This is a genomic window from Rheinheimera fenheensis, assembly GCF_039871805.1.
Classification (GTDB): Bacteria; Pseudomonadota; Gammaproteobacteria; order Enterobacterales; family Alteromonadaceae; genus Alishewanella; species Alishewanella fenheensis.
Genome location: NZ_JBDPJM010000002.1, coordinates 45,097 through 65,711 on the forward strand (window position 1 = coordinate 45,097; position 20,615 = coordinate 65,711).

A 20,615-nucleotide genomic window follows, 5' to 3' on the forward strand; every position below is an offset into this window, starting at 1 on the left:
GTTCCTGATAGCAGCAGGGGCGCCTGTTAGGAGCCCCTGCGGTGTTTTACTATGTTAGCCGCCGAAGTCGTCTAACAGGATGTTGTCATCTTCTACGCCTAAGTCTTTGAGCATATTGATAACCGCTTTGTTCATCATCGGTGGACCGCACATATAGAACTCGCAGTCTTCCGGTGCTTTGTGGTTCTTCAGGTAGTTTTCATAAATCACGTTATGAATAAAACCAGTGTAACCTGTCCAGTTGTCCTCTGGCTGAGGGTCCGACAGTGCTACATGCCACTCAAAGTTTTCATTCTCTGCTGCCAGCATGTCGAAATCTTCAACATAGAACATTTCGCGTTTAGAGCGGGCACCGTACCAGAAGGTGATTTTACGCTTTGATTTTAACCGGCGCAGCTGGTCGAAAATGTGTGAGCGCATGGGCGCCATACCAGCACCACCACCGATAAATACCATCTCTGCATCAGTATCTTTAGCGAAGAACTCACCAAACGGGCCTGAAATGGTTACTTTATCGCCTTCTTTCAGGCTCCAGATAAAGGAGGACATTTTACCGCAAGGCAGGCTCAGGTTATTTGGCGGCGGCGTAGCAATACGCACGTTCAGCATAATAATGCCTTCTTCTTCCGGATAGTTGGCCATTGAGTAAGCGCGGATGGTCTCCTCGTCTACTTTAGACTCAAGGCTAAAGAAGTTAAAGCGCTCCCAGTCACCACGGAATTGCGCAGGGATATCAAAGTCCTTGTACTTCACATGGTGCGCCGGTGCTTCAATCTGAATGTAGCCACCAGCACGGAACGGTACTGACTCGCCGTCAGGAATTTGCAGCTTCAGCTCTTTAATAAAGGTCGCTTTGTTATCATTAGAGATAACAGTACAGTCCCACTTTTTGATGCCGAAGATTTCTTCTTCAACTTCAATTTCCATGTCAGATTTTACGTTTACCTGACAGGATAGGCGGCAACCTTCGCGGGCTTCGCCTTTGGTAATGTGGCCCAATTCAGTCGGCAGAATTTCACCGCCACCTGAGTGCACATGCACACGACACTGGCCGCAAGAACCACCACCACCACAGGCTGACGATAAGAAGATACCGTTGTCAGCTAAGGCGCCCAACAGTTTGCCGCCGGCTTTGGTTTTGATGGCTTTGCTAGGATCGCCATTGATGCTGATCGTAATGTCGCCTGATGCTACCAGCTTAGATTTGGCCACCAAAATAATGATAACCAGGGCCAGCACCACCAGAGTGAACATAGCAACGCCAAGAATAATATCTAGATTTTCCATCTTGTGTTCCCTTCCCCCTTACAGTGATACACCAGAGAATGACATAAAGCCAAAGCCCATCAAACCCACTATTAAGAAGGTAATACCCAGACCACGTAAACCGTGTGGAATGTCTGCATATTTTAACTTCTCACGTACAGCTGCCAGCAAGGTAATTGCCAGTGCCCAGCCAATACCACTGCCCAGGCCAAACACCACGCTCTCGCCAAAGTTGTAATCCCGCTCAACCATAAAGGCTACGGCACCGAAGATGGCGCAGTTCACCGTAATTAACGGCAGGAAGATACCTAAAGCGTTGTACAGTGCCGGGAAAAACTTATCCAGCGTCATTTCCAGGATTTGTACCAAGGCTGCAATAACACCGATATAGGTTAAGAAACCAAGGAAACTTAAATCGGCTTCAGGAAAACCAGCCCAAGCCAGTGCACCCGGTGCCAGTAAGTTTTGGTAAACCAGATTGTTCACCGGTACCGAAATACCTAATACCACGATAACGGCAACGCCTAAACCGAAGGCTGTAGTTACTTTCTTGGACACGGCCAGGAAAGTACACATACCGAGGAAAAACGACAGCGCCAGGTTTTCAATAAATACGGCGCGAACAAACAAGCTTAAATAATGTTCCATCTATAGCTCCTTATGCCTTCTCGACTTGTTCAGTACGGAAGGTGCGCAGTATCCAGATAAAGGCGGCGATGATAATAAAGGCGCTCGGCGGCATTAATAGCAGGCCCATTGGCTGATACCAGCCACCGTCTTTTACCAGTGGCAGTATTTCTACGCCAAACACCGTACCGGAACCGCCCAGTTCACGGATAAAGGCTACTGTCATCAGTACCACGCTATAACCCAAGCCATTACCGATACCGTCCAGGAAGCTGATACCAGGCTTGCTCTTCATAGCAAAGGCTTCAGCGCGGCCCATAACGATACAGTTGGTAATAATCAGACCAACGAATACTGACAGCTCTTTGGCAACATCGTAGGCGAAGGCTTTTAACAGCTGGTCTACCACGATTACCAAGGACGCAATAATGGTCATTTGTACGATAATCCGCACACTGGATGGAATGTGATTACGGATTAACGAAATAAAGAAGTTGGAAAACGCGGTTACCAGGGTAAGTGCAATACACATTACCAGCGCTTTATCCATCTTAGTGGTTACCGCCAGCGCAGAACAAATACCCAGTACCTGCAATGCGATAGGGTTGTTGGCAAAAACCGGCCCAAACAGTACGGTTTTAATTTCTTTTGCATTAGCCATTGTTTAATGCTCCGTCACGCACTTTGGCCAGGAAAGGGGCAAACCCTTTAGAACCCGCCCAGAAATCAAAAGTGTTTTGCACACCATTAGCCGTTAAGGTGGCGCCTGATAAACCATCAACCTCGTAAGTTGAATCAGGGCTGGCATTACCAGGTTTACGCACTTTAATAGCAGGTTCACCAGAGGCATCTAACAACTTTTTACCTTCAAACTGCTTCACCCAGTTAGGGTTTTGCACTTCGCCGCCTAAGCCAGCTGTTTCGCCCTGCTCATAGTAGTTCAGCCCCTGGATGGTTGTACCATCCGGCCCTAACGCTAAAAAGGCGTGCATGGTAGACCATAAGCCGTAACCATGGATTGGCAGTACGATAGAAGTAAGCTCACCTGATTCAACGCCGTTGGCATAGGCCAGATACACTGGCGCTACGTTGGCCCGACTCTTGATTGAAGCTAAATCCTCTTCTCCGCTTAAACGGGTACTTTCTTTGGGATCTTTCATAAACTTGCGGTAATCGTAATTTGCCGGTTTTTCGACAAATTCACCGCTATCCAGATCAACGAACCGCTCAACAATGTGCTTGCTGTATAGCTGTGCCACATTACCGCCACTTAACAGGCCCGTTACCGCTAACACGTTCTTCTGCGAGTCGAGCAGCTTATTAGCCGTTTGCTGCGGCCGCAACTGTACGGCAGCAGTGGATACGATAACCGCACACACTAAACATAAAGAGATGACTACAATCAGCGTTTTGCTGATGCTATCGTTATTACTAGACATTACGTGCCAGCCTCCGCTTGATATTGGCCTGAGCCACGAAGAAATCGAACAATGGCGCAAACAGGTTAGCGAACAGTATTGCTAACATCATACCCTCAGGGTATGCCGGGTTAGCCACACGGATCATCACCACCATAAAGCCAATTAAAATACCGTAAGCCCACTTACCCTGATTGGTAAAAGACGCTGATACCGGATCGGTTGCCATAAAGAACATACCGATAGCAAAACCGCCCAGTACCAGATGCCAGTGCCACGGCATAGCGAACATAGCATTAGACTCAGAGCCAATACCGTTGAACAGATAGGCTGTCAGAACCATACCCACCATCACACCGGCAACAATACGCCATGATGCAATGCGGAAATAAATCAGTGCCAAGCCACCGATTAACAGCGCAAGCACCGAGGTTTCACCCACTGAACCCGGAATAAAGCCGTAGAACGCATCCCACCACAGGTCCATGTTGGCACTGTAGTCCAGATCGCCAGAGGCGGCTTTACTTAGCCAAGTCGCACCTGAATAACCGTCAGCCACTGTCCATACTGAATCACCAGAGATTTGCGCCGGATAAGCGAAGAACAGGAAAGCGCGGCCAGCTAACGCTGGGTTCAAGAAGTTACGGCCAGTACCGCCGAACACTTCCTTCGCCACAACCACGCCGAAGGTGATACCCAAAGCCACTTGCCACAACGGAATAGTGGCTGGCAGTATTAAGGCAAACAGAATAGAGCTGACAAAGAAACCTTCGTTAACTTCATGCTTGCGTACTGAAGCAAACAACACTTCCCAGAAGCCACCGACAATAAAGGTCACCGCATAAATAGGCAGGAACCAGACGGCGCCGTACCACATTTTGCTGCCCCAGCCGGAGTCAACGGTTAATTCACCGCCCAAAGCGTGATATACGGCAACCTGCCAGGTGTCTGGTGTACCAAAACCTGCCTGCAGCGCGATAACCGCTTGATGACCGATGTTGTACATACCGAAAAACAGGGCCGGGAATAGCGCCAGCCACACGAAGATCATGATACGCTTTAAATCGATACTGTCGCGTACGTGAGTACCGTTTTTCGTCACCAGACCAGGCGTATAAAGTACAGTGGCAATAGCTTCATATAGCGCATACCACTTCTCATATTTGCCGCCTTTCTCGAATGACGGCTCAATGCGCTCTAAAAAATGCTTTAAACTCATGATTAGCCTTCCTTCTGAATGGTCGTCAGGCAGTTGCGCAAGATCGTGCCATAGTCGTACTTACCCGGACAGACAAAGGTACATAGCGCCAGATCTTCTTCATCCAGCTCCAGCACACCCAGCGAAACCGCACTGTCAGTGTCTCCGGATACCATGTCACGCAGTAATAAGGTTGGCAGGATATCCAGTGGCATTACGCGCTCATAGTTACCAATGGGTACCATGGCACGGGCAGAGCCGTTAGTGGTTGTGGTCATGTTAAATAAGCGTTTAGGGCTTAAATGTGACAAGTAAGCGCGGGTTACCGAGAACTTCTTGGCACCTGGTGCAATCCAGCCCATAAACTCTTTCTCTGTACCTTCTGCCAGTACCGACACCTGATTGTGGTAACGGCCAACATAACCGTGTACACCATGCGCCGTAGCACCAGCCAGTACAGAGCCTGAAATAATACGGTTGGTGCCATCTTGCAGTTCACCTGCGGTGAGCTCCTGCGTAGAGGCGCCCAGCACTGTTTTCACCAGACGAGGGTTTTTCACTGCCGGGCCGGCTAAAGCGATAACGCGCTCGCTGTGAAGTTCGCCTGTAGTAAACAATTTACCAATGGCAATAACGTCCTGGTAACCAATGTGCCACACCACTTTTTTCGCACTGACAGGCTCAAGCATATGGATATGCGTACCTACCAGACCTGCTGGGTGAGGGCCATCAAACTCAGCAACTTGCGCCTGCGCTACAGTCGGAATGGCAACGCCGGCTTTTTTGCTCAGGTATAACTTACCGTCTGTTAAGCCAGCTAATACTGTTAAGCCCTGGGTAAAGGCTTCGCTGTCAGCCGCAATCACCACTGCCGGGTCAGCCGCTAGCGGGTTAGTGTCCATGGCGTTAACGAAAATGGCACGTGGTGTGCTGTCAATGGCTGGCGTCTGGCTGAATGGACGGGTACGCAGTGCGACCCACAGACCAGAGTCGACGAGGTTTTGTACCCGCTGTTCGCGGCTTAAACCGGCTAACTGATCAGCAGAGTATTTAGCAAACTGCACTGCATCCGTGCCGGCCGCTTTAATCACCACTGACTGCAGCACACGCTTAGCACCGCGGTTAATTTCAGTCACAGTTCCAGCCAGTGGCGCGGTAAATTTAACGCCCGGATTTTTCTTATCTTCGAAAAGTACCTGACCTTTTTTTACCGTATCACCAACTTCAACCGCCATTGTCGGCCGCATACCATGAAACTCTTCGCCTAAAACGGCGACAGTTGTAATGGCATTGCCCGCACTGATCTCTTGTTTAGGACTGCCCGCGAGGGGAATGTCCAAGCCTTTTTTGAGTTTTATCATACGTACTTGCACTACTATTTTGGGAAGAAACAGGGCCTAGTTTTTCAGCTGCTTAGTGCGCAGCGCATCCGGTATTATTTTATCAGCCATCACAGCTGGTTATTTTTACACCAGATACACGTATTAAAGTCGCGGATTCTAGCATTAAACCCGCTAGCTATCTATGCTGTTAGCTAAATTTTCCAACAATCTACCCCGTGATAACCTCCACCGGGCGTGAATAAAAAACGGCGCGACTGTAACGAACTTTTAGCACAAAGTGTAGTCAACTTTAGTCCATTTTCAGCTAAACAAAAGCCGCCTGTTGGCGGCTTAAATTTTTATCCGGCGATATGACGCAGTGGCACCATAGGTGACACATCGGCATCATAATCAACATGGCTGTAGCCAAAGCCAAATAATCTTAAAAATTCATTATGATAGCCTTTGTAATCGGTCAGGCTGTCAATAGTGTCGGTTGTCACCTGACCCCACAAATCTTTTACCGCCTGCTGAATATGCTCGCTTAACTCTTTACCATCCTGGCGTAAACGGCCAGCCTCATCCATCACCGGATTGGCGCTATACAGCCCCTGACGGAACAAGCCGTTGATCTGCTCGATACAGCCCTCATGACTGCCCTCTTCTTTCATCACACGATACAGTAGCGATATGTAAAGCGGCATAATAGGAATGGCCGAACTGGCCTGAGTAACCAGCGCCTTGAGCGATGCGACATAGGCTTTGCCTTTTTTATCAACTAATTTAGCGGTGATCGCTGCAGCCGCGCGGTCTAAATCTTCTTTTGCCCGACCGATAGTGGCTTTACCGTATATAGGCCAGGTTAACTCTTTGCCGATATAGGTATAGGCGACGGTCTGGCAATTATCCGCCAGTACACCGGCGGCGTTTAACTGATCCAGCCAGCGTTCCCAGTCTTCACCGCCCATAACTTTTACCGTGTGGTAAATTTCTTCATCGTTGGCGGGCTCTACTGATACTTCTTCAATTTCGCGTTTGCTGGTGTTTAAGGTACGTGCCGTGTAGGCCTGACCAATCGGTTTTAGCACCGAGCTGAAAACCTCACCGGTAACAGGATCTTTACGCCGTGGCGCTGCCAGGCTGTAAACCACTAGGTCAATTTTACCCATTTCGCTACGGATAATATCGATGGCCTGAGCTTTTAGCTCGTCTGTGAACGCATCACCATTGATGTGCTTATTCCACAGACCCGCGGCATCTGCTGCCTGCTCGAAGGCTGCCGTATTGTACCAACCGGCTGAGGCGGTTTTGTTATCGCTAGGCTCTTTTTCAAAGAAGATACCTAAAGTTTTCGCGCCTGAGCCAAAAGCTGCGGTAATACGCGAAGCCAGACCATAACCGGTAGAGGCACCAATCACTAACACGTTTTTTGGCCCATTTGCTACCGGACCTAACTGTTTTACGTATTCAATTTGTTCTTTTACATGTTCGGCACAGCCGACAGGATGGGCGTTAGTACAAATAAAACCACGAATTTTCGGTTGGATAACCATGACAGCTCCTGCTGTTGTCTGAACAAAATTGGCGATAGTGTAAAACTTTACCGCAGAAAACAGGTCTGATCAGCGGTTTTATCGGAGAATACGCAGTTATTTTGCGACGTTAGTGCGAAAAAAAAGCGTCATACCGACGCTTTTTCTGCTTTATCTAATTTGCTGCCACCGTAGCAGCGCGGCGATACCGGCGGTTTTTCGGCGTAGTACTCGTACCATTCTGATGGCGTGTAGGTGTGCAGAGCTAGTGCGTGAATTTTCTCTGCTAGCTCTGAGGCCACTACAGCGTTGACGGCGCGATGACGCTGCAACAGGCGCATACCGTCAAATTGCTTGGTAACGATCACCACTTTAAAGTGAGACTCTGAGCCCGGTGCTACATTGTGCAGGTGGCTCTCGTTTACCACCTCCAGGAACACAGGATCAAATGCACTAAGTAACTTCTGTTCAATAGCGGTATGAATCAACATAGTCCTAATCCTTTTTTTATCCCTGTTTTTAACTCTAGATGGGCCGGTTAAAGTTGCCAGCCCGTTTTGCTGTCAAGCAAAATAAACAACGCTAAGGAGCTGGCACTGCTGTAAAAAATAAATTTGTCTAAGACGGCGCTGCAATATAACGAAAGGTCAGATTCAGCCGGGCATCCTGTACCTTAGTTTGTTTCGGTAAGCGGTGCAGCCAATGTTGCTGACAACCGCCGTCCATCACCAGCAAGCTGCCACCAGCCAACGCCAACTGCAGCTGCCAGTCTTGCCGGCGATGTTTAAGGTCGAAGCGGCGGCTAGCGCCCAGGCTTAGCGAAGCAATAACAGGATCATGCCCCAGTTCAGGTTCATTGTCAGCATGCCAGCCCATATGCTGCTGCCCGTCTGCGTATAAATTCAGCAGCACACAATTAAACGGTTGTTGCAAAAACATACTGAGCTGCGCCGCCAGTTGTTTCAGCTCTGGCTGCCATGGCTGCGGCTCAAAGCGGGTACCCGAGTAGGTGTAGGCACAGTGCGCATCGCCCATCCAGACCTGCCGTCTGGGGATCAGTACCGGTTTACCAAACATCATAATACTGTCTTGCTGCCAATCCAGTTGCTGTTGTAGCTGGTCAAGCAACTGCTGCGCCTCAGTCACGTCTAGCCAGTTTGGCCAGAAACGAATACGCGCATCCGGCAGGTTAAATTGCTGCGCTGGGCTTTGTCGGTTGTCCCTATCGGTCTGGCGTGTCAAAATGCACATCTTCTTGCTTTGGCCTTGTTCTGATGAATACAACTTTTACCTGTGCCAGCGGCACCTGGCAATTACAACGCTGGCCGCTAAATCAGCCAAACGGCAGTTTACAAGCCTGGGATGCCGCCGACGAGCTGTTAATAGCACATACGCTTGAGGCGGCGGCACAGTTTAGTAACTGTCACCAGCGCAAACCCGTGTTACTGATCATAAACGACAGTTTTGGCGCGCTGTCTTGCGCGCTGTCAGATTATCCACAGGTGCAGGTAAACGATTCCTGGCTGGCCGAACTGGCAAGCCAGCATAACAGGGCACAAAATCAGCTGGGTAACAGCCATTTTAAGCAGCAATCCAGCCTGGCGGCGTATCCGGACAAGCCCGATATCGTGCTGTTGAAACTGCCAAACAACCACAGTTACCTGCAGTATGTTTTGCAGCAACTGGCACAGGTGGTAAGCCCCCAAACACTTATCCTGGCCAGCGCCAAGGCCAAAGATATCAACCGTAACGTGCTAGCTCGTTTTAATCACACGCTGGGGCCGGCGTCAGCATCACTGACGGTAAAAAAGTGTCGCTTAATTCAGTGTCAGTTCGACCCAGCATTAACTCGCCAGCTGGAAAGCTTCCCGCTGCAATGGCCGCTGGAGCAGAGCCAGTTTACGCTAGTTAACCATGCCAATGTGTTTAGCCGGGAAAAGCTGGATCAGGGTGCCCGCTTTTTCCTACAGCATTTACCGACGTTGCAGGCTGGCCAAACCGTAATAGATCTTGGCTGTGGTAACGGTGTGTTGTCTCTTGCCCTGCTAAACCAGACAAAAGCCGTGTCGCTGTGGTGCTATGATGAGTCTTATATGGCCGTTGAGTCGGCCAAATTGAGCATAGGGCACAACCTGCCACAGCAGCTGAGCCAATGCCATTTTGTGGTGGATGATTGTTTAACCCGCCACTCAGACAACAGTTGTGACTGGGTATTGTGTAACCCGCCGTTTCATCAGCAGCAGGCCATTACCAGCCACGTTGCCAGCCAGATGTTTATAGACGCCAAGCGGGTATTAAAGCCCGGTGGTCGCTTGCGTATTGTCGCTAACCGGCATCTGGCCTATCAGGACAGCCTGAAACGTTTGTTTGGTAATTGTCGCCAACTGGCTGCTGATCCGAAATTTGTTATTCTAGAAACGATAAAAAGGAGTTAACCATGCGCGCTTTACTTATTGCTGTATTGCTGTTGACCGGCTGCAGCAGCCCTACCCCAGGCTTTATCCTGGCGCCTCAGGTGTTTTGGCCACAGTCTAACCAGCTGCAACAAAGCAGTTTTGCTTTTAACGTGTCGGACGAGCGCCCGTTAGGCTATACGCTGCGCTTACGTAACGCAGATAAAGTAGAGCAAATTAAAACCAGTAACGATGTACGCGCCCAGCTGGAGCAAACGCTGAGCGCAGCGCTGACGGAGCAAGGCGCACGTCTGAACCCAAACAGCAGCACCCAAATGACAGTGCGTATTGCTCAGCTGCAGGCGCTGGTTGAGCAACGCACCCTGGAACATGCGGTAACCAATCAGGTGGCATTAACCGTGTTTATTCAAAGCAACCAGGGCACCTTTAGCAAAACTTACTCGGGTGACAGCAGCTTTACTGCTCCGTTTAAAATGGATGTTGCCGCTGTAGAGCGCGAACTGCGGGTATTAACCGAACAGGTACTGGCGCAGCTACTGCAAGATACCAGCTGGCACGCAGCAGTTAGGGGGTAATATGCGTTTTGCTATTACGCTGCTGCTGACGCTGGCTGCTTTTTGCAGCCAGGCAGACCAGTTTGTACAGCCAAACAATTTATTTCCCAAAGTAAAACTGATGACATCGCAGGGCGATATCGTTATTGAACTGGACCGCAGCCGTGCGCCTATTAGCGTGAATAATTTCTTAAGCTATGTGAAGAATAAGCGCTATGACAATACGCTGTTTCACCGGCTGGAACCGGAGTTTGTGTTGCAGGGCGGAGGCTATGATGCCAACTACAAGCCAATAGAAGAGCTAAAGCCTATCTTTAACGAGTCAGGTAATGGCCTGAAAAATCAGCTGTACACAGTTGCCATGGCCAGGTTGAATGATCCGCACAGCGCGACCAGCCAGTTCTACTTTAATTTAAAAGATAATCCGCATTTAGATCCGGGCCGGACCTGGGGATATGCGGTATTTGGCTACGTCACCGAAGGCACAGAGGTGATTGAAAAAATCAGGGCAATTCAAACAGATACTTCTGTCGAATTAGGCTGGCCTAATGTACCTGTAGAAAAGGTGCTGTTAAAAACCGCTATCGTCCTGCCAGAGCAATAAAACCGGCTATACTTGGCTTAACAACAAACCATAGGGTGCTGTTAAGCCATACTATGTCAGAGATGTTTATTGAGCATAAATCGCAGCAGCTGGTTTTTTATATCTCGCGTTATCTGCGCGGGCGTTTACCTCACAGCGAACTGCATCTGTTTGTCTGGGACACCCTGGAAGAATGGGCGCAGCTTCATATTACCACACAGCAACCTTGTAGCCGGCGCGAGCAGGTGTTCTGGCATCTAATTCACCAGTTGGAATATTGGCCTGAGCAACGGCTACGGCAAGACAAAAAGCTAAGACGCAGCATTCAGGACTGCATTTGTTATCTTAAAGGTTTGGGTATTGCACCACCCGACTGCGTTGGTATCCGGCCATAATCGGTTGACTGCGCGCCAACGCCAGGTAAGCTACGGTTATTATTATTCTTTATAAGATACGATTTTGTCACACGCCCTCTCCTGGCTTAGCAGCCTGACGATTTACTTCCAGCGCAGAGTGCTGGCTATCTTCATATTGGGTTTCTCCAGCGGCCTGCCGCTGATGTTGGTGTTTGGTGTATTATCGTTTTGGCTGCGCGAGGCTGGCGTTTCCCGTGCTGATATTGGCTATTTTAGTTGGGTAGCACTGGCCTACGCAGTAAAGTGGTTGTGGTCCCCCCTGTGTGACCAGTTAAAAATTCCGCTGTTGCACGCCAAATTTGGACGCCGGCGCAGTTGGCTATTCAGTTCACAACTGGCGGTATTACTGGCAGTGATGTGTATGGCGATGACTGATCCGCAACAAAACCTGGCCTTGATGGCAGCCTTTGCTGTGCTGCTAGCCTTTGCTTCAGCGACTCAGGATATTAACGTTGATGCTTTTCGTATAGAAAGCGCACCCGAAAAACTGCAAGCCGCGCTGGCAGCCGCCTATTTAACCGGCTACCGGCTGGCAATGATCCTGGCATCGGCTGGCACCTTGTGGCTGGCAGCGCTGTTTTCTGCCACCGAGGGCTATGATCTGACTGGCTGGCAGCACGCTTATCTCGTCATGGCACTATGCATGGTGCCGGGTATTATCACCACCTTAGTGTGTCAGGAGCCGGTGACACAGCTGCAGCAGCACATTAGCAAGCAGGGCTCAGCATGGCAGCGCTTGCTCGGCTGGTTGCGCCAAGCCGTGGTCGCACCTTTTATAGACTTTTTCCAACGCTATAAATGGCAGGCACTACTGATCCTGGCGCTGATTGCCTGCTACCGGTTAACAGATATCGTGATGGGCGTGATGGCCAATGCCTTTTACGTCGATATGGGCTACAGCAAAGAGGAAGTGGCCAGCATCTCAAAAGTCTATGGTGTCATCATGACGCTGGCAGGTGCAGCGCTGGGCGGCGTGCTGATAAACCAGTTTGGTACAGCAAAGATATTGTTTTTAGGCGCCATATTAAGTGCAGCCACCAATTTGTTGTTCGCGATGCTTAGCCAAATTGGTTATGACCTGGCCTGGTTAACCTTAATTATCTCGGCAGACAACCTCAGTGCCGGCATTGCCACCAGTGCCTTTATTGCCTATTTATCGTCACTGGTTAACCTAGCCTTTACCGCTACCCAGTACGCGATGTTCAGCTCATTAATGTTGCTGTTACCGAAGTTTGTCGGCGGCTTTTCTGGCAGTTGGGTTGAACAAATGGGCTACAGCCCGTTTTTTACCATGACAGCAGCCATGGGCATTCCTGCTCTACTATTAATTGTGCTGATTGAAAAACAACGCTTAACAAAACAAAACGCCGCTGGATAGCGGCGTCTGCATTAATGTCAGGCAGATAATACCTGTTTCAGCCCTTCCGTGGGGTCAACACCCAGCGCCTGGCAGTAGCGGACGTACTCAACCACATCCAGCCGGCGTTCCTGATTTTCTACTTTGCCTATAAAGGAATGCGGCGTCCCTAAAATCTCCGATAAGCTGCGCATAGTGTGACCTTTTTCCTGACGCTGACGCTTCAGCCAAACACACAACCGCTTGTTCTCATCAGAAGTAACGCTTTTGGTACCTTTCATGTTTTTTCTTCTCCCAGCGTGTTACGCTTTTATTATGTCAAAAATACTTCCTGCAAAATAAAATCCAAACCTTATTGCCAGCGCAATAAGCAATAAAAATCGGTTAATTAAACCACAGGACGCGACAAGCGTACAGCTACAAGCGTTAAAAACTGTACAGCTACTTTACATTAGCGTTTAGTTGTTGTTTCTATGCTAAAAATACCGCTATGCTGGCCTGCATAACCGGCGATAAATTGGGAGCTCACATGGTCAAATTGTTATTTTTGCTGCCACTTTTAATGTGCTTAGCCTGGTACTGGTACCTTAGACAACAAGGCTGGAGCATAACGCAGGGTAAGAAAGGCTTTGCGTATATTATTGGGTTTAATCTGGTGATTGCAGCCAGTTTATGGCTGATCCTGTTGCTGACACAGCGCTAAGCTGTGCAGCAGACAGAGCAGTGTTAATGTATTGTTTAATTTACATTAAGCAATAATTTTAAACAGAGAATGATGAGCCACAGCCGCAGGTCGTCGTAGCGTTAGGGTTTTGTACGATAAAGCGGCTGCCTTGTAAACCTTCGGTGTAATCAACTACGCCACCCATCAGGTATTGCAAACTCATAGGGTCGACTACCATAGCAACGCCTTGCTTCTCGACAACAAAGTCACCCTCGTTCACCTTTTCATCAAAGGTGAAGCCGTACTGAAAACCAGAACAACCACCGCCGGTGATATATACCCTGAGTTTCAGATCCGGATTTTCTTCCTCACTGACCAACAGCGCCACTTTACGGGCCGCGGCTTCAGTAAATTCAATGGGTACAACTGGCTCTGACATAACAACTCCAAGGGTTTCGCTGGGCGGCAAATTATCTAATACCTGAGTAATTTATTCAAGTATTAGCCGGGTTAGGCGACAGGTTAGCGCTAACGTTAATTTATAAGCTGAAAGTTCAGCTACTTATGTTAAACTTTGAGCTAACTTTTACAGGTATTATGACTATGCAACGCTGGCAGATCAGGCTTGTGTCGTTACAACGTCGTTTGGCGTTCCCGCAAACGTCTTTGCAATTGTGCGTATTAGGCATGTTGGGCGGCTTAGCGGCTGCGATTCTGATAATACTGTTTCGCCTTGCCATTATTGGCCTGCAAAGCTTCTTCCTTGATAAGACCGATGACTTCTCCAGCGTGGAAAGCGACATCCGCTGGTTGCTGCCCTTAGCTGGCGCCGTATTAATTGGTCTGATTGCCTGGATAACCGGGTATAAGCATTACCGGCTTGGCATTCCATTTGTTATTCACCGTATGAAACTTAAATACGGCATGATGCCGACGCGCAATACGTTAAATCAGTTTTTTGGTGGTATTTTGGCGCTTAGCAGCGGTTTCTCCGTTGGCCGCGAGGGCCCTTCTGTACACCTAGGCGCCTACGGTGCCAGTACGTTGGGCAAGTATTTACAGTTGCCCTATAACAGTATCCGTATTCTGGCCGGCTGTGGCATTGCCGCCGGTATCTCCGCCTCGTTCAATACCCCGTTAGCGGCGGTGATTTTTGTGATGGAAGTGGTGCTGCGTGAATACCGCGTGCATGTGTTTATTCCAATTATGCTGTCTTCTGTCGTGGGCGCGCTGGTAACGCAAACCGTTTTTGGCAGTGGTAAAGAATTAGCCCTGCTGAATATCGTCTCTATCAGTGGCTGGCATCTGCCTTATTTGGTGCTGTGCGGTATTGTGTTTGGCGCTATCGCTTTTGTGTTTAATAACAATATGATGCGGCTGATTAAGCTGTTTCGTAACTGGCCTTTGCTGCTGCGTTTAGCCTTAGCCGGTGCGGTAACGGCGGCGGTGGGTTATGTCATCCCTCATGCCATGGGGGCTGAAGCCGGTGCCATTCATTATGCCGTGAATGCACCTAACGATATTGCCCTGCTGCTGACCATTTTTATCGGCAAAATGCTATTAACGCTGTTTGCACTGGGTCTTGGCGTGCCAGGCGGGGTTATCGGCCCGGTGTTTGGTATTGGCATAGTGCTTGGCACTATTTTAGCGATCATTCCCTCTGCCATTATTGGCGATAACAGTGTTGCCGGTACCTATGCCGTATTGGGTATGGCCGGTTTAATGGCCGCCACTATGCATGCGCCATTAGCTGCACTGGTCGCGGTGATGGAGCTGGCGCATAACCCCAGTATTATTGTGCCGGCGATGCTGGTAATAACGACTGCCTATATTACTGGCGTGCAGTTTTTCAATAATAAGTCGTTGTTTTTACTTCAGCTTGATTTTCTGCAAATGCCTTACAAGCTGTCACCGGCCGATGACGTGTTGCAAAAAGTGGGGGTATTGGCCGTGCTCGATAACCAATACCAGCTGCTGGATAACCCGGACGAGCCACAGATTACTCAAACGCTGGATCAGTTGGAGCCTCCACAGCAACTGATTATCCGCCGTACGCATGCCGACAGTGTTGAATTTGTGCTGGCGAGCTACGATGTACAGTTATCGATGACCGGCGCCAGCGCCGTGCATTATCAGCCGATTCAAGGCCTAAACCATCAGGCCACGATGGCGGAAGTGTTTGCCATTTTGGAAGATAAACGCGAAGGCGCCGTCTACATCTACCGTGAACAAGAGCCTGACCAGCTGATTGGTATTATCCGCTGGGACCAGGTACGCAGCTTATTAGTGAAACAGAACAATTTATTATGACAAGCATCCTGGTATACAAAGCTTTGCATGTGTTTTTTATGGTGGCCTGGTTTGCCGGTATGTTTTATCTGCCAAGGCTGTTTGTCTATCATGCAGCCACTCAAAGCACCGATTGTGACGCTGAATTCAAAGTGATGGAGCGGCGCTTGCTCTACTTTGTCACGCCGTTTGCCCTGCTTACCCTGGTGTTTGGCTTGTTGCTGATCTACAGCTACGGTCGCGCCTGGTTTGCCGCCAGTAGCTGGCTGCATTACAAACTCGTACTGGTGGGCTTGTTGTATGGCTATCACGCCTACTGCTTTAAGCTGCTGGCCGATTTTAAGCACAACCGCAATAAGCGCAGCCCACGTTTTTACCGTATTTTTAATGAGTTGCCAGTACTGGTTTTACTGGCGGTGATACTGCTGGCTTACCTGAAACCTATTTAGCAGCCGATTCGCTTTTAACGGCGACTTTGCCGTATAATAACGGCCGTCTACTGCCGGCGCCGGGGTCTCTGGCGCGGCTTAACTCTCAGCGTAAAGAGCACAGATTATGAGCTTTAAAGGCGAACACATCCTCTCAGTAAGCCAGTTTGACCGCGATGCCATCCAACAGGTTTTTCATATAGCCCGCAATATGCAGCCTTATGCCAGCCGGCAAAAACGCACCAAGGTGCTCGAAGGCGCGATTCTTGGCAATTTGTTTTTTGAACCCAGTACCCGCACCCGGGTCAGCTTTGGTTGTGCCTTTAACTTGCTTGGCGGTGAAGTGCGCGAAACCACCGGTATGGAATCCTCTGCGCTGTCAAAGGGTGAGTCGCTGTTCGATACTGCCCGCGTGATCAGTAGCTACAGTGATGTGATTGCCATGCGCCACCCACAGGCTGGCTCAGTAGCCGAGTTTGCCGAAGGCAGCCGGGTACCGGTATTAAACGGCGGCGACGGTGCTAACGAGCACCCGACCCAGGCCCTGCTGGATTTATTCACCATAGAGCGCGAACTGGCCGCCAGTGGCCAGAGCATCGACGGCATGCACATCGCTATGGTGGGCGACCTTAAATTTGGCCGCACCGTGCACTCACTGTCTAAGCTATTAAAGCTGTATAAAAATGTGCGTTTTACCCTCATTTCGCCCAAAGAGTTGGCGATGCCGGATGAGATTGTCAGCGCTATCGAGAACGCTGGCCATAAGGTCGATATAACTGATGTGCTGGAAGGCAACCTTAATGCCGATATCGTCTATCAGACCCGCATCCAGGAAGAGCGTTTCCCGTCTAAAGCTGAAGCGAATTTGTACCGCGGCAAATTCCGCTTAAATCAGGAAATTTATACCCGCTACTGCAAATCCAATACTGTGATTATGCACCCGCTGCCGCGTGATTCACGCCAGGAAGCCAACGAGCTGGATAACGATTTAAACCTGAACCCTAACCTGGCCATTTTTCGCCAGGCCGACAACGGCATTTTGGTACGGATGGCGCTGTTTGCGCTTACGTTGGGGGTGGAAAATATCGTTAGTCATTATGAATGCGCTGTGCCCTGGTATAGCAACAAGCACAGCGGCTAAGCCGGCTGTTTGTGTTAACTTTTTAAGCGGAATTACCTTATGTCTTTATCTGCAGAATTATTTCAACGTGCCCAGCACACCATTCCCGGTGGCGTAAACTCGCCAGTACGTGCCTTTAAAAGCGTGGGCGGCACACCGGTATTTATTGACCGCGCCGATGGCGCTTACTTATATGATGTCGATGGCAAACGTTATATCGATTACATTGGCTCCTGGGGCCCTATGTTACTGGGGCATAACCACCCGGCCATTCGTAATGCGGTGATTGAAGCGGCAGGCAAAGGCCTGAGCTTTGGTGCCCCCTGCCCGGCCGAAATTACCATGGCTGAACTGGTGAGTAAGCTGGTGCCCAGTATGGAAATGGTGCGAATGGTGAGCTCAGGTACTGAGGCCACTATGAGTGCAATCCGCTTAGCACGTGGCTATACCGGCCGTAATATGATTGTAAAATTTGAAGGCTGTTATCACGGCCATGCTGACTCTTTACTGGTAAAAGCCGGTTCGGGCGCCTTGACGCTGGGCGTACCGAACTCACCAGGCGTACCGGCCGACTTTGCCAAATACACCCTGACCAGCGAATTTAATAACCTGGCGCAGCTTGAGCAGATGTTTGCCGAACACGGCCATGACATTGCCTGTATTATCGTAGAGCCGGTCGCCGGCAACATGAACTGTATTCCGCCGGTCGAGGGCTTTTTACCAGGCCTGCGTAAACTTTGCGACGACTACGGTGCTGTGCTGATCTTTGATGAAGTGATGACAGGTTTTCGGGTGGCATTAGGCGGTGCCCAAGCCGTTTATAACGTGACACCGGATTTAACCACCTTAGGCAAAATTATCGGTGGTGGTATGCCAGTAGGTGCCTTTGGCGGCAAACGTGAGATTATGTCGTTTATTGCGCCATTAGGCCCGGTGTACCAGGCGGGTACGCTGTCAGGCAACCCTATTGCGATGGCGGCAGGTTTAGCGGCGCTTACTGAAATCAGCAAACCGGGGGTTTATGACGCCCTTACAGCTAAGACGACGCAACTGGTTAACGGCTTACGTGAGGCTGCAGCCAAACACGGTGTGCCGTTAGCCACGAACCAGGTTGGCGGTATGTTTGGTTTCTTCTTCACCGGCGAGCCACAGGTGAATAACTTTGCCCAAGCCACACAGTGTAATATTGACGCCTTTAAGCGCTTTTTCCACCTGATGCTGCAGCAAGGTATCTATTTGGCACCTTCTGCCTATGAAGCCGGCTTTTTATCTCTGGCGCATTCAGCCGAAGACTTAGCCCAAACTATCGCAGCGGCCGAGCATAGCTTTAAACAGCTTTAACGGCGGTTGTGTAGCCAAACAATGTCTGTATCGTGCGGCCTTGGCCGCACCAGATAACCCAAACCCGCGCCGTTGCTATAAATTGCGATGGCGCGTTTTTCTAGCGGCAAGTTAAAGGCGGTTAGGTGCTGGTCTTGCCACAGATATGCCTGCACTTCAATACCTTGAGCGGTTAACCAGTAAATGCCGCTTTGGTCACTAAACCAGTGCTCTGGTTTAACATAACGCCAGTCAAGTTCAACAGGCAGCGCAGTTAAGGTGCCATCGGCTTCTAGCAGCTGCAGATTGCGGTTATCGCTAAGCTGCAACAGCAAGCTTTCACCGTGGCCGCAGCGCACATCTACCACGTCAACACGCAAAGGCTTGGCTTGCTGCTGTCGTGCTGTCATTAACCACCAGCGCTCTTCACGTCGCTCGGTCCAATATAGCTGGTCATTACAACTGGCATAACGTCCGGGAGCGGCAGCTTGCTGGGCGTGCAGGTTTAACTCGCTATTGTTTGTTATGTGATACAGCCGGCTGTTTATCAACACCAGCAATTCGCCCTGGTGCCACAGCAGTTGTTGGATCTGCTGCTGCTCGGTTAAGCGGCTAAGCTGAATGCTGTCACGGCCCTGTGCCAGCCATATTTGGCTTATACCCGCCCTGTCTGACACAAAGGCTGTGCCAGCGTCGCTATGCGCCACCAAGCGCTCGCTGCGGTTTGACACTTGCCAGGGCCTGACAGTGACTGTGCTTTCAAACGGCTCAAGCCGGTAAATATCGGTTGTGTAATCTAAATATTGCGTAGCCAGGATACGGTTGTCGTAGCGCTGAGCCTGAGTCAACTCACGCGTTAACGGACCAAGGCTTTGACTAGTGTCACGTTTAATATCGTACAGTTGCAGCTCGTGCTGTGCGGGTGACAATAACAACCTCTGCTGATCCCACCAGGAAAACTGCTCTATCAGATAAGGAAACTGTCGGACAAGTTCAGGCTCACCATCAGGGAGTTGCAACCTAAACAAGCTGCTGCTGTTATGCGTTTGCTGCACCAGCAAGTACAGCATGTCATCCTGTATCAGCATATGCTGCACTGGCCAATACAGGCTGGTTAGGCTTCGCAGCAGCTGTGGTGGTCGCTGGGTTTCAACACTCCACAGCGCCTGCGTAGTATCGTCAGCAGTATTGTCTAACCAAAGCCACTGCTGCTGCCAGCGCACCAACGCTTGCGGCAATACAGCAGTACAAGACCACAAAGCGACTGGCGCTGCCGGCTGCGGCAACAGCCGCTGGCGGTAAAATTGACATGACTCGCCAGGTTTTACGCCACGAAACAGCACCTGCTCTGCATCCAACCAGTGTGGTTGTGACAGGGCATTAAACTGCTGCGGTAATGGGCTTACCCGTAAATCAGTCAGATTTTGCAGGTTCCAGTTCAGGCTGTTAGCATCCAGCGGCCGGTGTTGATACACCACCTGGCTTTGCGCGTCATTTAGCACTGGCCAGTATTCCTGCCCGCTTAACGCGCTAATCGGTGTAATCGTATCCGGCAACTTCAGCAGCGGCGCTGCAGTGAGACTCGCCAACACATAAGCGACGCTGGCACAGCCAAGCAATATCGCTGCAGCCGTCAGACTGATAAAACGCCAGGGCCAGCGCGGTGATAATACAACAGGCTTGCTAAGGTCCGGCTGCGCTGTGTCAGGCATATCAACATGGGGCAACAGGGTGCCCGGTGCAACTGGGTTAATATCGGCCAGCCAGCAGTAGCCTTTTTTCGATACCGTGGCAATGTAGACCGGCGCTCGCACATCATCACCCAGCACTTTTCTCAGCGCGCCGACAGCACGCATTACGGCGGCATCGGTACCTTCATCAGCCGGCCAGACTTTTTCAATCAAGGTATCTTTGGCTAATAGGGTGTTGGGGTGTTGCAAAAAGAAATTGAGCAGGCTGTGTAGTCGTGGCTCCAAGCGCACCATGTGTTCGGGCTTTACGGGTACAGCAGCAGGCCATAGCTGACCGTAGATCACCTGATAATACCAGTCACCAATTTGTACCACAGGGTCCAGATGTGACATTAAGGTCCGCCCGATAACGTGTT

General features: G+C 50.1%; 22 protein-coding genes. 10 read left to right on the top strand and 12 right to left on the bottom strand.

Going from position 1 to position 20,615, the window contains the following annotated elements; translation table 11 throughout:
- Positions 1–54: 54 nt before the first annotated feature.
- The 9 genes from nqrF to ABGI61_RS03240 form a co-directional block, all read right to left on the bottom strand.
- On the bottom strand, positions 55–1,287 hold the full coding sequence (gene nqrF, locus ABGI61_RS03200; protein WP_347596791.1) for an NADH:ubiquinone reductase (Na(+)-transporting) subunit F: 1,233 nt from the start codon (positions 1,285–1,287) through the stop codon (positions 55–57).
- An 18-nt stretch (positions 1,288–1,305) separates the two neighbouring features.
- Positions 1,306–1,914, bottom strand: coding sequence for an NADH:ubiquinone reductase (Na(+)-transporting) subunit E (gene nqrE / locus ABGI61_RS03205; protein ID WP_347596794.1), 609 nt, complete (start codon positions 1,912–1,914; stop codon positions 1,306–1,308).
- A 10-nt stretch (positions 1,915–1,924) separates the two neighbouring features.
- Positions 1,925–2,554 carry an NADH:ubiquinone reductase (Na(+)-transporting) subunit D gene (locus ABGI61_RS03210; protein ID WP_008217960.1) on the bottom strand — a complete coding sequence of 210 codons (630 nt, stop codon included), beginning with the start codon at positions 2,552–2,554 and terminating at the stop codon, positions 1,925–1,927.
- A complete protein-coding gene (locus ABGI61_RS03215) occupies positions 2,547–3,332 on the bottom strand; it encodes a Na(+)-translocating NADH-quinone reductase subunit C (protein ID WP_347596797.1) in 786 nt (261 codons plus the stop codon). The genes ABGI61_RS03210 and ABGI61_RS03215 overlap by 8 nt, the downstream gene beginning before the upstream one ends.
- On the bottom strand, positions 3,325–4,530 hold the full coding sequence (locus ABGI61_RS03220; protein WP_347596800.1) for an NADH:ubiquinone reductase (Na(+)-transporting) subunit B: 1,206 nt from the start codon (positions 4,528–4,530) through the stop codon (positions 3,325–3,327). Before ABGI61_RS03220 ends, ABGI61_RS03215 begins: the two co-directional genes overlap by 8 nt.
- A gap of 2 nt (positions 4,531–4,532) precedes the next feature.
- Complete coding sequence (locus tag ABGI61_RS03225; RefSeq protein WP_347596803.1) at positions 4,533–5,870, bottom strand: Na(+)-translocating NADH-quinone reductase subunit A; 1,338 nt, start codon at positions 5,868–5,870, stop codon at positions 4,533–4,535.
- Positions 5,871–6,190: 320 nt separating this feature from the next.
- The gene (gene fabV, locus ABGI61_RS03230; RefSeq protein WP_347596806.1) at positions 6,191–7,384 is read right to left on the bottom strand and encodes an enoyl-ACP reductase FabV; all 1,194 of its coding nucleotides are present in this window, start codon (positions 7,382–7,384) and stop codon (positions 6,191–6,193) included.
- A 128-nt stretch (positions 7,385–7,512) separates the two neighbouring features.
- On the bottom strand, positions 7,513–7,854 hold the full coding sequence (locus ABGI61_RS03235) for a BolA family protein (protein ID WP_040551375.1): 342 nt from the start codon (positions 7,852–7,854) through the stop codon (positions 7,513–7,515).
- 127 nt (positions 7,855–7,981) lie between these two features.
- Positions 7,982–8,614: an alpha-ketoglutarate-dependent dioxygenase AlkB family protein gene (locus tag ABGI61_RS03240; RefSeq protein ID WP_347596809.1), complete on the bottom strand. Its 633-nt coding sequence runs from the start codon at positions 8,612–8,614 to the stop codon at positions 7,982–7,984.
- Positions 8,615–8,637: 23 nt separating this feature from the next.
- Between ABGI61_RS03240 and ABGI61_RS03245 the strand changes: the two genes are divergently transcribed.
- The 5 genes from ABGI61_RS03245 to ABGI61_RS03265 all read left to right on the top strand — a co-directional run bounded on the left by ABGI61_RS03245 (position 8,638) and on the right by ABGI61_RS03265 (position 12,708).
- Positions 8,638–9,798, top strand: coding sequence for a methyltransferase (locus tag ABGI61_RS03245; RefSeq protein ID WP_347596812.1), 1,161 nt, complete (start codon positions 8,638–8,640; stop codon positions 9,796–9,798).
- 2 nt (positions 9,799–9,800) lie between these two features.
- Positions 9,801–10,352: a YajG family lipoprotein gene (locus ABGI61_RS03250; RefSeq protein ID WP_347596815.1), complete on the top strand. Its 552-nt coding sequence runs from the start codon at positions 9,801–9,803 to the stop codon at positions 10,350–10,352.
- A 1-nt stretch (position 10,353) separates the two neighbouring features.
- Entirely contained in the window at positions 10,354–10,935 is a 582-nt protein-coding gene (locus ABGI61_RS03255) for a peptidylprolyl isomerase (RefSeq protein ID WP_347596818.1), read from the top strand.
- Positions 10,936–10,988: 53 nt separating this feature from the next.
- The gene (locus ABGI61_RS03260) at positions 10,989–11,309 is read left to right on the top strand and encodes a hypothetical protein (protein WP_347596821.1); all 321 of its coding nucleotides are present in this window, start codon (positions 10,989–10,991) and stop codon (positions 11,307–11,309) included.
- 64 nt (positions 11,310–11,373) lie between these two features.
- Positions 11,374–12,708 (top strand): AmpG family muropeptide MFS transporter, encoded by a 1,335-nt coding sequence (locus ABGI61_RS03265; RefSeq protein ID WP_347596824.1) that lies wholly within the window; start codon positions 11,374–11,376, stop codon positions 12,706–12,708.
- Positions 12,709–12,725: 17 nt separating this feature from the next.
- Here the strand turns inward: ABGI61_RS03265 and ABGI61_RS03270 are convergent, their stop codons facing one another.
- Positions 12,726–12,968: a helix-turn-helix domain-containing protein gene (locus tag ABGI61_RS03270; RefSeq protein ID WP_347596827.1), complete on the bottom strand. Its 243-nt coding sequence runs from the start codon at positions 12,966–12,968 to the stop codon at positions 12,726–12,728.
- Positions 12,969–13,216: 248 nt separating this feature from the next.
- Between ABGI61_RS03270 and ABGI61_RS03275 the strand changes: the two genes are divergently transcribed.
- Positions 13,217–13,390 carry a hypothetical protein gene (locus tag ABGI61_RS03275; protein ID WP_347596829.1) on the top strand — a complete coding sequence of 58 codons (174 nt, stop codon included), beginning with the start codon at positions 13,217–13,219 and terminating at the stop codon, positions 13,388–13,390.
- Positions 13,391–13,448: 58 nt separating this feature from the next.
- Here the strand turns inward: ABGI61_RS03275 and erpA are convergent, their stop codons facing one another.
- Positions 13,449–13,790, bottom strand: coding sequence for an iron-sulfur cluster insertion protein ErpA (gene erpA / locus ABGI61_RS03280; RefSeq protein ID WP_008217942.1), 342 nt, complete (start codon positions 13,788–13,790; stop codon positions 13,449–13,451).
- Positions 13,791–13,954: 164 nt separating this feature from the next.
- Here erpA and ABGI61_RS03285 point away from each other — a divergent pair, with 164 nt between their 5' ends.
- The 4 genes from ABGI61_RS03285 (at position 13,955) to hemL (ending at position 18,529) form a co-directional block, all read left to right on the top strand.
- Complete coding sequence (locus ABGI61_RS03285; protein ID WP_347596833.1) at positions 13,955–15,661, top strand: chloride channel protein; 1,707 nt, start codon at positions 13,955–13,957, stop codon at positions 15,659–15,661.
- Positions 15,658–16,089 (top strand): CopD family protein, encoded by a 432-nt coding sequence (locus ABGI61_RS03290; protein WP_347596836.1) that lies wholly within the window; start codon positions 15,658–15,660, stop codon positions 16,087–16,089. The genes ABGI61_RS03285 and ABGI61_RS03290 overlap by 4 nt, the downstream gene beginning before the upstream one ends.
- A 106-nt stretch (positions 16,090–16,195) precedes the next feature.
- Positions 16,196–17,209 carry an aspartate carbamoyltransferase gene (locus tag ABGI61_RS03295; RefSeq protein ID WP_347596839.1) on the top strand — a complete coding sequence of 338 codons (1,014 nt, stop codon included), beginning with the start codon at positions 16,196–16,198 and terminating at the stop codon, positions 17,207–17,209.
- Positions 17,210–17,248: 39 nt separating this feature from the next.
- A complete protein-coding gene (gene hemL, locus ABGI61_RS03300; RefSeq protein WP_347596842.1) occupies positions 17,249–18,529 on the top strand; it encodes a glutamate-1-semialdehyde 2,1-aminomutase in 1,281 nt (426 codons plus the stop codon).
- Here hemL and ABGI61_RS03305 read toward each other — a convergent pair.
- Entirely contained in the window at positions 18,526–20,592 is a 2,067-nt protein-coding gene (locus tag ABGI61_RS03305) for a winged helix-turn-helix domain-containing protein (RefSeq protein WP_347596845.1), read from the bottom strand. The genes hemL and ABGI61_RS03305 overlap by 4 nt on opposite strands.
- Between the last annotated feature and the right edge of the window lie 23 nt (positions 20,593–20,615).